Source organism: Geodermatophilus sp. SYSU D00815 (assembly GCF_054050035.1).
The window spans coordinates 93,339-108,066 of the sequence record NZ_JBJGYO010000009.1; the positions used below are offsets into that span (position 1 = coordinate 93,339).

At 73.4% G+C, this 14,728-nt stretch carries 11 protein-coding genes and 1 tRNA gene; 8 read left to right on the plus strand and 4 right to left on the minus strand.

Annotated features, from left to right (window positions below; translation table 11 throughout):
• Nucleotide 1: 1 nt before the first annotated feature.
• Nucleotides 2-1,804, minus strand: coding sequence for a TIGR02677 family protein (locus tag ACI78S_RS12735; protein ID WP_456973754.1), 1,803 nt, complete (start codon nucleotides 1,802-1,804; stop codon nucleotides 2-4).
• A 639-nt stretch (nucleotides 1,805-2,443) separates the two neighbouring features.
• Complete coding sequence (locus tag ACI78S_RS12740; protein WP_456973756.1) at nucleotides 2,444-3,232, minus strand: DUF6338 family protein; 789 nt, start codon at nucleotides 3,230-3,232, stop codon at nucleotides 2,444-2,446.
• Between the two features lie 448 nt (nucleotides 3,233-3,680).
• Between ACI78S_RS12740 and ACI78S_RS12745 the strand changes: the two genes are divergently transcribed.
• Nucleotides 3,681-5,171, plus strand: a complete 1,491-nt coding sequence (locus tag ACI78S_RS12745) for an exonuclease domain-containing protein (protein ID WP_456973758.1) — start codon at nucleotides 3,681-3,683, stop codon at nucleotides 5,169-5,171.
• Nucleotides 5,172-5,333: 162 nt separating this feature from the next.
• On the opposite strand, the gene ACI78S_RS12750 is transcribed toward ACI78S_RS12745, so the two are convergent.
• A complete protein-coding gene (locus ACI78S_RS12750) occupies nucleotides 5,334-5,801 on the minus strand; it encodes a DUF1016 N-terminal domain-containing protein (RefSeq protein WP_456973760.1) in 468 nt (155 codons plus the stop codon).
• Nucleotides 5,802-6,472: 671 nt separating this feature from the next.
• On the opposite strand from ACI78S_RS12750, the gene ACI78S_RS12755 reads away from it, so the two are divergent.
• From ACI78S_RS12755 to ACI78S_RS12775, 5 genes are all read left to right on the plus strand, one after another.
• Nucleotides 6,473-6,802, plus strand: coding sequence for a hypothetical protein (locus ACI78S_RS12755; RefSeq protein ID WP_456973762.1), 330 nt, complete (start codon nucleotides 6,473-6,475; stop codon nucleotides 6,800-6,802).
• A gap of 317 nt (nucleotides 6,803-7,119) precedes the next feature.
• Nucleotides 7,120-8,721 (plus strand): HesA/MoeB/ThiF family protein, encoded by a 1,602-nt coding sequence (locus ACI78S_RS12760; RefSeq protein ID WP_456973763.1) that lies wholly within the window; start codon nucleotides 7,120-7,122, stop codon nucleotides 8,719-8,721.
• A 235-nt stretch (nucleotides 8,722-8,956) separates the two neighbouring features.
• A complete protein-coding gene (locus tag ACI78S_RS12765) occupies nucleotides 8,957-10,285 on the plus strand; it encodes a hypothetical protein (RefSeq protein WP_456973765.1) in 1,329 nt (442 codons plus the stop codon).
• A complete protein-coding gene (locus tag ACI78S_RS12770; protein WP_456973767.1) occupies nucleotides 10,282-11,802 on the plus strand; it encodes a hypothetical protein in 1,521 nt (506 codons plus the stop codon). The genes ACI78S_RS12765 and ACI78S_RS12770 overlap by 4 nt, the downstream gene beginning before the upstream one ends.
• Nucleotides 11,803-12,055: 253 nt before the next feature.
• A tRNA-Gly gene (locus tag ACI78S_RS12775) sits at nucleotides 12,056-12,126 on the plus strand.
• A 57-nt stretch (nucleotides 12,127-12,183) separates the two neighbouring features.
• Here the strand turns inward: ACI78S_RS12775 and ACI78S_RS12780 are convergent.
• Nucleotides 12,184-12,885: a TetR/AcrR family transcriptional regulator gene (locus tag ACI78S_RS12780; RefSeq protein ID WP_456973769.1), complete on the minus strand. Its 702-nt coding sequence runs from the start codon at nucleotides 12,883-12,885 to the stop codon at nucleotides 12,184-12,186.
• A 74-nt stretch (nucleotides 12,886-12,959) separates the two neighbouring features.
• Between ACI78S_RS12780 and ACI78S_RS12785 the strand changes: the two genes are divergently transcribed.
• Both ACI78S_RS12785 and ACI78S_RS12790 read left to right on the plus strand, forming a co-directional pair.
• Nucleotides 12,960-13,568, plus strand: a complete 609-nt coding sequence (locus tag ACI78S_RS12785; RefSeq protein WP_456973771.1) for a hypothetical protein — start codon at nucleotides 12,960-12,962, stop codon at nucleotides 13,566-13,568.
• Complete coding sequence (locus tag ACI78S_RS12790; RefSeq protein ID WP_456973773.1) at nucleotides 13,565-14,722, plus strand: FAD-dependent oxidoreductase; 1,158 nt, start codon at nucleotides 13,565-13,567, stop codon at nucleotides 14,720-14,722. Before ACI78S_RS12785 ends, ACI78S_RS12790 begins: the two co-directional genes overlap by 4 nt.
• The last annotated feature ends 6 nt before the right edge of the window (nucleotides 14,723-14,728 follow it).

Below are 14,728 nucleotides of genomic sequence, written 5' to 3' on the forward strand. Positions count from 1 at the left end.
CTCAGCCCTCCGATCCGGTGCCGCGGGACGCGGCGAAGGGGACGACTGTCAGGGTCAGGCCGTGCACGTGCAGCTCCCCGTCGGGCGCGGCGATGACGGTGGCCTTCCCCGGCGTCGGCTCGGCGCGCAGCACGAACCCCAGGTCGTCGTCGGTCCAGGCCAGCGCCTCGGTGACGTCCTGCCCGGCGGCGAACATCTCCCCGAGCCGGTCCAGGACCAGGTCCCGGGCGGCCGGGGTGAGCTGGGCGCCGCCGAGCCGCCCGGCAGCGACCAGCTCGGCGGCCGCGGCGCGGTCCCGGGCGGCGTCGGCTTCGGCCTCGGCGCGCAGCAGCTCCCGCTCCGCGCTGGGATCGGGCACCCGGGAGGTGCGGCCGCGGGCGGCGCGGTCGCCGCGCTCGCGCAGCGACACCGGCACCGGCACCGGGTCGGCGTCGAACCAGGAGGTGGTGGCCTCGCCGGCGCCGCGGCCGGTGATCTCCTCCGGGCCCAGGACGACGTGCCGGGCCGGGTAGGCGCCGAACGCAGCAGCGAACAGCCGGTGTGCCTCCTCCGGGCCGGCCTCGGCGAACCAGCCGGCCAGCCGCAGCAGATCGGTGCGCCGGGAGACACCGGTGCCGGCCGCGGCGAGCATCCGCTTGGCGTTGGCCAGCAGCTGCGCGAGCGCCTGCTCGGCGGCGGTGCGCAGCTGCGCCGGACCGGACCGGCCGGCGTGCCCGGTGTACCAGGCGGCGAACTCCTCCCAGTCGCTGCGCGCCCGCCCCGGGGACCGCTCGGCCGGGGACCCGTCGGGGTTGGTCAGCGTCGGCAGGGTGTCCAGGACGGCGAGCAGGGCGTCCAGATGCCGCTCGAGGACCGCCAGCTTGCCCATCACAGCCGGGGCGTGCCGGGCGACGTCGGCGGTGATGAGGTCGACGTAGGTCAGCAGCAGCTCCTTGAACCCGGCGTACTCCTCCCCGGCCAGGTCGTAGCGGGAGAGCACCTGGTTGAGGTAGGCGTAGAAGTCGGCGACGGAGTCGGTGAACAGCTGCTGGCTGGCGAAGACGGTGGTGACGTCGGCGGCGATCGCCTCGGCGTCCGGCTCGGCGCCGGAGGCGTCGGTGATCCGGTCGACGATCCGGTCGAGGGTGTCGACCATGCCGCCGAGGAGTTCCCGGGCGACGTCGCGGACGCCGGTGGTGGCGCGCAGCAGCTCGTCGACCTGGCGGTGCACGCGGCCGCCGAGCTTGGACACCTGGTAGCGGGAGCGGGAGCGCAGGTAGTCGGCGACGGTGGCGACCCGGCTGTCCCGCACCGAGCGGATCAGGTTGCCCCAGGCCTCGAGCCGCTCGCAGCGTGCTTCGACGTCCTCCACGGTCACCGGCTCGCCGCGGGCGGTGAGCTGCTCGGCGACCTCGCTGGCGGCCAGGTCGGTCAGCAGCGTCTCGGAGAACAGCCGCATGATCGCCAGGTACTGCGCGCGCACGACCGGATCGTCAGCGGTCGCGTACCGGTAGAGATCGAGGCGGGCGAGTTCCGCCGGTCCCGTGCCGGGGTCGCTTGAGGTGTCGTCGTCCGCAGCTGTCGCGGCGTCGGTCATCGGCTCCTCCGGATCGGCCGGGTCGGGGGTGTGCCCGTGGGGCGGCCGGTGCAGCGAAGCACCTGGTGCAGACAGATCCGGCCTACCCGCCGGGGACATGGGCTCGCCCTCGGTCTCGCCGGAAGCGGGGTGACGGCGGGTAAGTCGGCGGGCGCGGGTGTACTTGTCACCGGTGGCGGCCATGCGGGCTCGGGCCGCACGCTTCCCCGCGGCGTCGTGCGGAGTCATCCCGGTTCCTGTCCCGGGCGGAGCCCACGCCTCCGCCCCAGCAGGTGGAGCGGGACGCGCAGGTCGAAGACCCTTACCCGTGCGACGTCGGGACCGACGTGGGCGGTCCGGACTCCGGAGGCTGGCAGGCGCAACTGCCGGCGCGGAAGGTAGCGCGGGCCGGCTTCGTCGCGCAACGGGTCGCGCGCATCTGTCATCACGGCTCTGTCGAGCCAGCGACCCGGCGAGGACTCAGCCGACGATGAGCAGCGACCGTACCCCGTGAACCGGCCACGTCGTCTCACATCTGGGCACCAGTGCGACAGTCGCTCGCAGTGGAGTGCTGGACGACTACCGGCGAGTAGCGGCAGGCCCCCGGGGAGGGCAGCATGGTGTGTCGATCATGCGGATGATGACCTGGAGGAGCACATGAGCACGGAGGACCGCGAGGGGCCTCGCGACGCGGTGACAGGTGGTGCGACGCCCGTCAACAAGGTGATGGGGCCAGGAACCGAGAACAAAGGAGCGACGCCAACGAGCCAGGGATCGCCAAGTTCGGGGTTTCCTCCGGGCATGCCCCTCGAGGGACCGCCGCAGGGCGCCGGGGAGTCGAAGCCGAAAGACAGCAAGTAGGGGCAGGGCCCGAGGAGGGTCTCGAACCTACGGCTCCCTCCTCACGGAGTTCCTCCGCCACCGCCATCCGCAACTACGCCTTTGGATGAGCTGCTCCGCCTCGGTGGGCTGCTCATTCTTGGGAGGCTGCTCCTCCTCCGGCGCTGGCCACTTCACCCACGAGACCCTCTCGGATCCCGTCAAGGGCACGAAGATGCCCCGACTGCCATAGACGGGACGCTTGAATACGCCTTCGTCGTCAAGTTCCCATTCGTACTCGATGAAGATGTCTCGCGGCTCCGGATATGTGGATACAAACGATCGGCCACCACTCCCCACCCATCCGCCAACCCACGTACCCTCGCTGGTACGGATCCTAATGAAGCAATCAGCATTGGTCGGCGCCGCGCGATCCCACGCAGTAGGCGTCGGATGATAAACGGGGGCAAGGTATAGCGGACTCCATGCATCCCTTCGCAGATGGGGACGGCGCAATCGGATCTGCAACGCAAACGCGAGCACAGTCGGCACAGCGAGCAGTAGCGCGAACGCGAGGCCCGACAAGGGCAGAATGTCATCGACCCAATCCGTAAGGTTTCCGGGATCAGCGACCCGCTCTCCGTACCTGCGCACCAGCATGGGACCAAGTGCGGCGACATAGATGAGATCCAGCAGGACGCTAACAGCGATCGCTCGCGACAACCTGACACTAAAGTCCCGATCCTCGGGAACGGGGCCTTTCAGTCGTCTCCTGACAGCTGCAAAGACGATTCCTGGCACCACGAGGACGAGCAGCGCAACGACCTGAAGCAGCGAACTCGGCACCGACACGGCCACTCATCCTTACACAAGACGACAATGCAGGACGCTCGAGAAGCGAGGCGCGATCTGGAGTGCCGCTTCGTCTGCGACGCAATCGCACATCCGGCCGCTCAAGATCGCCGTTTTCGGGGAGCGGCACGGGCACCTTCCCGGGTCTGCGGGGTCCGGCCGCAGCGCTCACCGTCTCCCGGGACGCCTCACCAGCTCCATCCACCCCGCAGGCCCCACCGGGCCGGGACCCGCCGCTCCGGAGCACGCCGATCGTCAGTGGGGGCTGGCAGGCTCCCCTGCGGAGTCGACCGACGGCGAAGGGTGAGCAGTGGGGTTCTTCGACAGGTTCCGCAGGCCGAAGCCGGCGCCGGCCGCGCCGGTCCTCTCGCCGGGACTGCCGCCCGTGCCACCGGCCCTGCGCCCCACCGTGCGTGCACCCCAGACCCGGGTTCCCGGGTTCGCAGTCATCGACGTGGAGACCACTGGCCTGTCGGCCAACAGCCACCGCATCCTCGAGCTGGCCATCGTGCGCACAGACGCCACTGGCCGCGTGCTGGACGAGTGGGCGTGCCGGTTCCACCCGGAGGGGCCGGTCGGCGCCACCCACATCCACGGCATCACCGCCGCCGACGTCGCCGGCGCGCCGCGGTTCGGCCAGGTCCTCGGCGAGATCAGCGCCCGCCTGGCCGGTGCCGCGATGGTCGGCCACAACGTGCGCTTCGACCTGGCGTTCCTGCGGGCCGAGTACGCCCGCGCCGGCTGGGCGCTACCGCCGCTGCCCGCGGCGTGCACGCTCGAGCACAGCTGGGACCACCTGCCGCACCTGGACCGCCGCCGGCTGGCCGACTGCTGCGCCGCCACCGGCATCGGGCTCAGCGGCGCGCACTCCGCGCTCGGGGACGCCCGGGCCACCGCCACCCTGCTGGCCAGCTTCCTCGACCCGCGTTTCGGCACCCCTCCGAGCCGTGAGCTGCTCACGCTGCCGGAGCGGGGCTGGGCGGTGTCCTGGCCGACCGCGCCTGGCGGGGTCCGTCCGCCCGTCGACGACCGCTCGCCGATGCAGCGGCGGATCGCCGCGTCCTACGCCAAGCCGCCGGCGCTGCCGCTGGTCCGCCTGCTGGAGAACGTCTCGCTGGCCGACGCCCTCGACGAGGGCGCTCCCGAGGGCTCCCTGCCCTACCTCGAGCTCCTCGCCGACGTCCTGGGGGACGGCGTGCTCACCGATGACGAGCGCGCCGCGCTCGTCGACGTGGCCTCCCTCTACGAGCTCGACGGCGACGCCGTCGACGCCGCGCACCGCGGGTTCCTGCTCGCGCTCGCGCACCTCGCGCTGGATGACGGCCGGGTGAGCCGGGCGGAGAAGGCCGAGTTGACCGCCACCGCCGCGCTGCTTGACGTCCCGGCAAAGGAGCTGGATGCCGTTCTGGACGCCGCCGAGGCCGCGCGCCTGGCCCGGCTGTCCGCCGGCCTGAAGCCGCTGCCGGCGGACTGGGCGCTCGGCGAACCGCTGCGCGTCGGTGACAAGGTCGCCTTCACCGGCGAGCTCGAGCACGGGCGGCAGCAGCTCGAGCAGCGCGCCCAGCAGCTCGGTGTGCGGGTGATGGGCAACGTCTCCCGCCGGACCACGCTGCTGGTCACCGACGGCCGCTTCGTCGGCAGCAAGGTCGACGTCGCCGCGGTGCACGGCACCCGCGATGTGTCCTCCGCCGAGTTCGCGATCCTGCTGGACCACCTGCAGCCGGCGGCCCGAACGGCCACCGGCTCGATTCCGCGCCCGCGCGCCGCATCTTCGCCGCAGGCCGCGGCGGCGGGGACGTTGCCCGCCGCGCACGTCACCGTCTCCCCGGCCGCGATGCGCGCCTGGGCGCGGGGCAACGGCTTCGCGATCGGCGACCGGGGGCGCCTGCCGTTGGAGGTGCTCGACGCCTACCGCCGCGCGCATGACGTTCCGGCAGGGCGCTGAGGCAGGCGCTACCGCCCGGGCCGGGTCCCGCGATCGTCGGCTGCGGGCCCCGGCCCACGGCCCCGCACCGGCGGAGTCGGTCTCTGTCGGGGGCGTCGGCCGCATCACCGACGAGATCGGCGGACGTCGGCCGAGGGCCCAGCGGACCTACGCCCAGTGCTCTCAGCCGCCCCCGCGAACGTGGGCGCGGATGAGGATCTGGTGCAGCAGCACGTCCTGTGACCAGCCGTGCCGCACCGCTGCGGCGGCGTACCAGTCCCGGACCTGCGGGTCGCTGACCTCTTCCAGCAGCACCCGGATGTGCCCCCAGGGCAGGTGCTCCAGCGGCGGCGCGGCGGCCGGGTCCGGCCAGGCCTCGGCGAAGCGCCGCATGTAGTCGAGGTTGCTGGCCGAGAAAGCGATGCTGTCGGGGAACCGGGTGCGCAGGTCGGCGCTAACCCGGTCGAGCACTTCGGCCGAACGGCCGTCCCGCGCTCGGTCGAGCAGGCTGCGGCCGATCGTCCGGTAGAGCTCGAGCATCTGGGCATTGGCCACGCGCATCGTCGCGGCGCGCGAGGAGCGAACCTGCCGCTTCAGGTCGTCGAGGAGCTCCCCGTAGTCGCCGGGCGGCGGGAACGCGGTCGCGGCCATGCGCGGCATGGTGCCGCAGACGACCGACAGAGACACCGATCTGCGGGCGGCACCCGGGTCGGGCAGTCCCACTCCAGAGCAACGACGGATCACCGGTAGCCCACCACAGCTGAACTCGCCCGAGGACGGATGGGCGCCCTGGCCTTCGCCGCTCAGCGCGGGAGACCCAGGCTCCGCAGAACGGCCGACATCACGGTCTCCCCCATCCAACGCTCCCCCAACAGGGTGCGGCTCCAGGTCGAGGTCGAGATCCCGAACGCCCGGGCATCCCGGCTTCCCGCGCCGTAGGGACGGGTCGCCCGCCATGCCAGAACGAGTTCGTGCTGGAGCCGCGCGATCTTCGCCGAGACGGGATCCCCGCCCGGCGGGTAGGGCACGTGGAACGGGGTCCTCCGGTGGACCCCAAAGCGGTGCGGGTCGATCAGGTACTCCCGCGGGGTGAGCGTGCGTCGCCGGTCGATGTGGTTCCCACCCGGGATGATCATGGCGAAGGCGTGCCGGCGGGCTCTCCGGACGCACTCACCGCCGCCGTTAGGGAGTCACCCGTTCCGGCAGGTGTTGCCCAGCCAGAGCTGGGCAACCTCGTTGATCTTGCTCTCTCACTCCCGGAAGCGCAGGTCGGATGAGGGTCGGCCGCTGAACGGCAGCGGCCCTGCCGAAGGGACCTGCGCGTGCCAGACGAAACCCCGATCAGCCCCGACGCCGCCGGTGAGCCCGCCGCGTCGTCGGACGCCGCCGCCGAAGACACGACCGGCACCAACCCGGAGTCCAGCGTCGTCCCGGGCGCCGAGATCGCGCCGGCCGGTGACGAGTCCGGCGACGACGCCACCGGGGCGCCGGTGCAGTCCGCCGGCCGCGGTCAGCGGCGGATCATCCGACACACCACCACGACGCGGACCGAGAGGGAGACGACGACCGACGAGACCGTGGTGGAGGACATCGCGCTCGCGCCGGCCGTGTGGGCCGCGCCGGCGACCGAGCACCCGCGGCCGGTGGGCTGATGAGCGCGCCGACGACGGCCAGCGAACCCACCGCCTGGTGGCTGGCCTACCCCGGTCTCCTGGAGGCCGAGCTGGCCGGGCTGGCCGCTGCTGGCGCCACGTGGTCCGACGGCTCGCCCGTCGACCCCGCGGTCGGACTTCCGGGTGACCGCGTCCCCCGGGAGCCGCTCCGCGTCAACTGGCCACACCCGGCCCCGGCCGCCGGAGATCCGGAGTCGCTGGCTCTCGTGATCCAGTACCCGGCCGCGTTCCCCTGGTTCCCGCCGCGGGTGCGGCTACCCGAACCGCTGTCTGGCCTGCACCACCACCGCAACCCGGTGGACGGCGGCCTGTGCCTGCTGTTCAGCGACGACGACTGGCGCCCCGGGACGACGCTCGCCGCCCTGCTGGCCGCGCAGTTGCCCCGCCTGCTCGCCGCCGGCCGCGCCGCTGGTGCGGATCCGGCGACCCTGGCGCTGGAGGCGGGCGCCGAACCGGTGTGGACCCGCCTGCGGCGGCCTGAGCTCGGCGGCCTGCTGGTCGACTCCGCGTGCCTACCTGCGCCAGAGGTCCCCGGCGGGGTTGCCGACGTGGTGTTCCTCGGCAACACAGCCGCCCCCGTCCATGCGTTGGTCACCGTGCTCGACGCCGACCACCGCGTGCTCTGGGCCACCGGCGTGCTCGGCCTGCAAGCGGCCGAACGCGTGCCGTGGGTGCGTCTGCCGGGCCTGCCGGCGGGCCCACTCGAAGCCGGCGACCTGTGGCGGCGGGCCGCTGCGCGGGTGGCCGAGGCCCTGCCCGCCGACACCGGCGCCCGCCCCAAGCCGGTGCTCGTCCTGGTGGGCAGCGAGGGCGCCGGACGCCGACCGTGCGAGGAGTTCCTCCTACTCACCCGCACGGCCAGCGGCGTCGAGCGGTCGATGCACGGCGCAGGGGGTGCGCAGCCGCGGCCGGCCGGTCCCGGATCGGCCGATGCCACGGTCTCCGCCCAGCAACTGACCCTGTTCGACCTTGAGTCCGCCTCCCCGGCCGGCGCCTCGGATGACGGCGGGCGGGTCCGTGTGCGCCGCAGCTGGCCGTTCAGCCGCGCCGATCTCGCTGCGCGGCTCCCGGGGGACCGCGGTGAGCGTCTCGCGGCCGCGTCGGTCACCGTCGTCGGCGTCGGGGCGCTGGGCGGCCCGATCGCGCTGGAGCTCGCCCGCGCCGGCGTGGGACATCTGCACCTCATCGACGGGGACGTTCATGACCCGGCCACCAGCGCTCGGCAGCTCCTGGGGATCCGTCACGCCGGGGACCTGAAGGTCCTCGGGATCGCCGGGCGGATCCTCAGTAGCAACCCGCACACCCACGTCACGATCGCCCCCTGCTACATGGGCGCCGACGGCGGAACGGAGTTGCCTCGGCTGCGAGCCGAGGACCTGGTCATCGACGCGACCGCCACCCAGTCGGTGCCCCGCTACCTCGCCGCCCACCTGCGGCTGACCAGCACGCCCATGCTGGTCGCCTCGGCGACGGCCGGCGGCTGGGGCGGCACGATCGTCACACTCCCCGCCGCCGGAGGCGGCTGTTGGGAGTGCCTACAGCTCCACCGCGCAGCCCGGGCCGTGCCGTGGCCTCCGGCGCGGCCGGACGGCGAGCTGGTCCCGGCCGGCTGCTCCCACCCGACCTACATCGGGGGCTACCCCGACCTGGGGCACGTCGCGCTGCAGGCCGCCCGGACTGCCCTGGCGCTGCTCACGCGTGACAGCTCGACGGGAGCTGCGTCGCCGTTCGGTGACCTGCAGGTGGTGACGCTGCACGACCGCCGCGGGCCGGCGCACCCGCGCTGGCGGCCCCGCCCCCTCTCCGTGCACCCGGACTGCCCGCTGCACGAGCCGTCCGCCTCCCAGGTGACTACACGTGGACGCGGCGGTCGCCCGGGAGGCGATAGCGGTGCGTGAACCCAGCCACCACAGTCGCCCGGTGGTACCGCCGTGGAGGATGCGCCGGGACCGCGCGGCCGTGCGCCGCACCGCATCAGTGGTGTCCGTCCATCACCGCATGCCGCTTCCCCGCAACCCAGGGCCCAGGACGCCGTGAGCCTGCCGCGGTGGTCCCGGCCGCCGCGACTGCCGACCCTGATCTGCTCCGAACTGTGCCCCCCGTCAACCAGACGGCGACACCGGGGTGGAACAGATGGACGAGCAGGTCAGCGCGGCAGCGGGCACGGGCAGCCGCCGGGCGGCTGTCGAGGCCGAGCTACGCCGCCTGCGCAACCAGGAACGCAGCCGGGAGTGCGGCTACCACGCTCCGGGAGAGTGCCCGACGGAGCGGCCGCAGACCGACTGCGGGTGCGAGCACGCGCCGCGCAACAAGACCGGACACCGCGCCGGCCCCGCCGTGCTCGACCCGGCCTGCCAGCACAACCACACCCTCCCCTCCGACCTGATCTCGGGGCCGTGCCCGGCGGAGGTCGGCGCGCAGGTCGTCCACGCCGGCTACTACGAGTGGGCCTGGGAGAAGTGGCCGCACCTGGCCGGCGACGAGTTCAACCTGTGGCTGGCGCTCGTGGCTGACCCGACCCTGGAGGAGGGCCTCGCGCTGGTCACCAGCCAGTGGCGGCGGCTGAGCCAGATGCGCGACCTCAGCCCGCTGACCCTGGCCAAGCTGGCCGGCAACGCCGCCCAGTTCGTCGCCTACGCCCGGGCGACCGGCCGCCACACCCTGCGCGAGGCCGACGACGCCGAGCTCGCTCGTGAGTGGATCTACGCCGACGTCCGCACCGCCGACGGGTACGGCGAGCCGCAGCTGCCCACGCTGCACAACCGCCGCGCCGCCCTGCGCCAGCTGTACCGCACCGCGCGCAGCCTGGGCCTGGCCACCGGCGAGCCGACGCTGGACCTCGAGCTGCCGAAGCGCGAGTACAACGGCCTGCGAGCGCTGCTGGACGAGGAGATCACCGACTGCCGAGCGGCCTCCATCGAGACCCCGTGGGAGACCGCACAGCCCGCCGCCTGGGCCCTGGCCGAGCTCGGTGCCACGACCGCGGAGATCGCCGCCTTCAGGGCCTGCGACCTGCGCGAGGAGCAGCGCGTCTACCTGCACGGCGGCGCGCACACCCGCCCCCGGACCCTCAAGGCCCCCGACTGGCAGTGGGAGCAGCTCACCGGCCGCGTCCACGCCCTCCGCCAGCGGGCCGACTTCGACCCGACCCGGCCGCTGGTCTACCGCGGCCAGCGCGACGGCCGCACCGACACCAGTCCGGTCTCTGCCGTCGGGCAGTTGCTGCGCGCGGTACTGGACCGAGCCGACCTGTACAAGGCCGACGGCTGCACCCAGCGCTCCATCACCGCCTGGGCCGGCCGCCGCGCCTACGAGCAGCGCGGCCGCATCGAGGACGCCGCGAACTACCTCGGCCTGACCAGCCTCGACCGGGCCGCCGAGCTCATCGGCCACAACTGGGCCGCCGACGTCGAGCAGACCGAGGACGGCGACGCGGTGCAGTTCGCGGTGACGGCGCCGTGACCGCACGCCAGACCGCGACCGCCAAGCGGGCGCGCAAGCCCCGCAGCCCGCTGGAGTACTCCGATCACGAGGCGATGGACGCTGTGCTGACCGCCCCGCACGTGGTGGCCATGTTCTCCCGGCTGCCCGGTCCAGCAGACACTGGCCGCTCTCGGGACTACCCCGAGCCCGTCTACCTCGGCTTCGAGCTCGTCAAGGGCATCTACGGAAGCGCGCGGCGCACCGAGCACAACCTCGGCGACCCGGAAATCTGGGATCGGTTCCTGCGCGCCCTCATCCGTGCCGTCCCCGGGGACCAGCGGCTCAAGGCGCTCCGGGATACCGACTGCGACCAGGGCCCCATCCGCGCCTACCACTACCGCTACGCGGCCCGGACCTGGCTCAACGATGTCCGACCCGACCTGGAGAAGGCAGCCTTCGAGGCCGCCGCCGAGCTCGCGCAGCAGCTTGAGCAGTGCACCGAGGACGGGCCCAGCACGCCGAACCGTCCACAACGCAGCGGCACGACCAAGTGGGACGGGCACGTGATGAAGTCCCTGCACACGCGCCGCGAGCTGGTCGACAAGAAGACCGGCGAGATCACCGAGGTCAAGGGCGACGCCGACGCCGACGACTTCAAAACCGGGAAGGGCTGGGTGCACGGGCTCGAGTTCGTCTACGGCCTCACGCTCGGCAACGGCAGGCCGTGGACCCAGGTCGTCCTCCACTGCGGATGGGTGCCCAAGCACGGCCTGGAGGTCGACACCGCCGAGAAGGGCATCGAAGCCGTGAAGGGACGCTTGCCCGGGATGGACGCCATCCTCTATGACGGCGCCATGCCCGGCGCGGTCATCGGCCGGCTCGCCGGCGACCACGGGTTGGCGGTCGTCTCACCGGTGTCGGCCGCCGAGGCGGCGACCGACTCCAAGCCGCGGGTGGAGAAGTCGAAGTTCATCCGCACCCACACCCACCAGCGCAACGGCCGGGACTGCCAGCACTCGCTGTACTACTACGGCGGGCGCATCATCGAGACCGGCCGGCGCGCAGGTGACGGCAGCCTCCCGGTGCGCGAGCTCCGCTACCTGGGGGCCCGGCGCAAGGCCAACCAGGCCGAGATCGACCGTCGTGAGGCCGAGAAGAACGGCACCGCGTCGACTCGGCGCGCACGCCGCGGCGGCCGCGACGTCCCTTCCTTCCAGTGGTACGTCGAGTACGAGCTGCAGTGCGGGAACCACATCGAGGTCGTCCGCGAGCGCACGCTCACGGACCCGAGCAAGGACAAGATCAACCGCAGCGAGAACGTCCGCCAGGTGCCGCCCGGCACGAGCGCCTACCAGGAGCTGTACCCGCACCGGTCCAGCATCGAGGGGTTCAACAGCTGGGTCGACGGCCGCTTCTGGCTGCGCCGGGCCCGCTGCAAGGGTGCCGCCCGCCAGCAGCTCGAGCAGCTCGGCATGGTGTGCCTGTACAACGCACTCGTCTGGCGGGCGAACGAGCACCTGCTGGCGACGCGCAACGCGCTCCCCGACGCCGCGTAGCAGCCTCCGCGCCGTCGACCCCTCCACGCTACGAAGTACCGCGGTCGGCCCTGCCCTGAAGCGCGGCCGCTGGCACGAATCGGCCCTTCCAGGCGCTCCGAAACGCACCGGGAGCGCGGTCGCGCGCCGCCGCGCGCCCCGGATCCGGCGCGCGCTACCCTCGTCTCGGACTGGGAGCACGGTCGATCTTGGTCGGCTGGGTTTTCTCACGGCGAGAGAACGCGTTTTAGCACACGTTCTGTCCCACAGTCTCGCGGGTGTAGCTCAATGGCAGAGCCCCAGCCTTCCAAGCTGGCCATGCGGGTTCGATTCCCGTCACCCGCTCCGCGTCTGAACGGCTCCCTGGTCTGCCGGCGGGCACACGGCGACCGGGCGCAGCCCCTACCGAGCCCCGTCCTGTTCAGGGTGACGGTGGCCCTGCGAGACCCGGGGGACGGCGCCGGCGCGGGGAGCTATGCCGGCGAGGGTGTCCGCAGCCTCGGCCACCGCCTCCAGTGCGAGCGCCGGATCCAGCAGCCGGTGCAGCAGCAGGCCGTCGAGGGCGGCCACCAGCAGCGTCGCCAGCCCCTCCGGTCGATCCGCACCCGTGCCTGCCAGCCAAGGCACCAGCCGGGCGCGGGCGTCGGCCAGGGTCTGGCGCATCAGGTCGCCGATCTCGGCGTCCTGCAGCGAGGCGGCGATCAGCTCCGCGCTGAGCCGCGCGGTCGCGGCATCGGTGTGCTCGGCCGCGGCGCGCACGACCGTGGCCATGCCCGCCGGCCACGAGTCCGCGGTGGTCAGCACGGCCAGGGCGGGCTCGAACGCTTCCTGCACGGCGGCGGCGGCGACCGCGCGCTTCAGGGCGAGCAGCCCGCCGAAGTGGTAGTGCACCAGCCCCGGGTGCGTGCCGGCCCGTTCGGCCACGGCTCGTGTGGTCAACCCGGCCCAGCCCCGTTCAGCCAGGAGGTCGAGCCCGGCCTGCACCAGCTGCTCGCGGCGGCGGGCGCCGCGCGACGGCCGGGCAGGGGCCGCGCTGTCGTCGGCATGGTCCGGCACCGGATCACCGTAGGACCGATCGTGCGCAACGCCCGACAGCCGGTCCACGGACGCGGGCACCCGGCTTGACAACTTGTTGGCCATTCGGCCAACTAGGCCATATGGCCAACTTGCGTCAAGGGGTGACCGTCGACTGGGAGCTCCCAGGAGGGAGGACGGACTGGCTGCTGGGCACCGGAGCCGTGCCGGCCGAGCGGTCGCTGGTGTGGACGACGACCGCGGTGGCGGCCGGTGCGGTGGTCGCCGTGGCCGCGGCTGAGCCCGTGACGTGGTCGTGGTGGCAGTGGGCACTGGTGCTCGTCCTGACCGTCGACGTCGCCGGCGGGGTGCCGGCGAACGCGCTGGGGTCGGCGAAGCGGCTCTACCACTCCCCCACCCCGCCGGGCCTGTCCCTGCCGCACCGCGTGCTCCGCAGCTCCGTCGGGTTCGCGGCCCTGCACGCGCACCCGTTCGTCGTGGCCGCGCTCTTCCCGGACGCGACGTGGGTCTGGGCCGGCGTCTGGTACCTGCTGAGCCTGGGCGGGACCGTGGCAGTCGTCGCGGTACCGCTGTACCTGCGCCGCCCGCTGGCCGCGGCCGCCGTGACCGTCGCGCTCATCGCGGCACCACTGGTCCAAGCGCCGGCCGGCCTGGCCTGGCTAGGCCCGGTGCTGGTGCTCAAGCTGGTCGCCGCGCACGCCGTGCGCGAAGAGCCCTACCGGCCCGTCCCCGCCCAGGAGGCACCGCAGTGAACGGGACGACCACCCGGACGCTGCGGGTGCTCGTGGTCGGCGCCGGGGTCGGGGGGCTGACACTGGCCGCCGCCCTCGAGCGGCGCGGCGTGGCCGCGACCGTCGTCGAGCGCACGGCCGAGCTCGGACGCGGCTACATGCTGGGCCTGTACCCGATGGCTTCGCACGTGCTGCGGAGTCTCGACGGGGCCGATCAGCACCTCCTGGGGGCGGCCGTCCCGGTCGACCGCTTCCGACTGCTCGACGGCACCGGCGGGACGGTGCTCGACGCCGACGTCCAGGCTGCGCTCACCGGCTTCGGGCCGCTGCTCGGAGTCGACCGTCGGACGTTGCTGGAGGTGCTGGCGACCCGCTGGTCCGGGACGGTGCAGCGTGGTCGCGCGGTAACCGGGCTGGAGCAGCGCGACGGGAGCGTCCTGGTCACCTTCGACCACGCCGCCGGTGAGGAGTTCGACGTCGTCGTCGGCGCGGACGGGATCGGCTCCACCGTCCGCACCCTCGCCTGGCCGGCGCGGGAGGTCAGCGGCGTGGACACCGGATGGGGCGGTTGGGTCGGCTTCGTGGAGGCCGCCCACGACCGGACGGCGGCGGGCTTCACCGAGCAGTGGCTGCCCGGCAGCTTCGCCGGCGTGTACCCCGTGCGCGGCGCCCTCGGTGTCGTCGTCGCCGGACCCTCCGGACACGCTCGCGGCCGCGGTGTCGCCGGCGCCGTCGACCGGCACCTGGCGCGCAGTGCCGCGCTGGAACCGGTGCTGAGCGGGTTGCGCCACCAGACCGACATCCGCTGGTGGCCGTTCCGGGACGTCCGCACCTCCACGTGGGCGCGCGGTCGCATCGTGCTCGTCGGCGACGCCGCCACCGGCTTCCTGCCGACCGCCGGCATCGGCGCCTCGATGGCGATGGACTCCGCCGCCCGGCTCGCCGACGAACTCGCCCGCACCCGCCCGGCCTGGGCCCCGACCGCACTCGCCCTGTTCGCCGATCACCAGCGGCCACGCGTCGAGGCGGTGCAGCGCACCAGCCGCCGGTTGGCCCGGATCATGTTCCTGCGCAGCCGTGCCGTCAGCCGCGCCCGCGACCGGCTGACCCCGATGCTGCCGAGCGCCGCGCTGACCGACCCGATCGTCGGACCCATGCGGCAGTGGATCGCCTGAACCGAG

What these genes read in the sequence shown, in the direction of transcription:
- ACI78S_RS12735 (WP_456973754.1), bottom strand. Translation starts at nt 1,804, where the DNA reads ATGACTCCGCACGACGCCGCGGGGAAGCGTGCGGCCCGAGCCCGCATG.
- ACI78S_RS12750 (WP_456973760.1), bottom strand. Translation starts at nt 5,801, where the DNA reads ATGGCCGCGACCGCGTTCCCGCCGCCCGGCGACTACGGGGAGCTCCTC.
- ACI78S_RS12765 (WP_456973765.1), top strand. Translation starts at nt 8,957, where the DNA reads ATGGACGAGCAGGTCAGCGCGGCAGCGGGCACGGGCAGCCGCCGGGCG.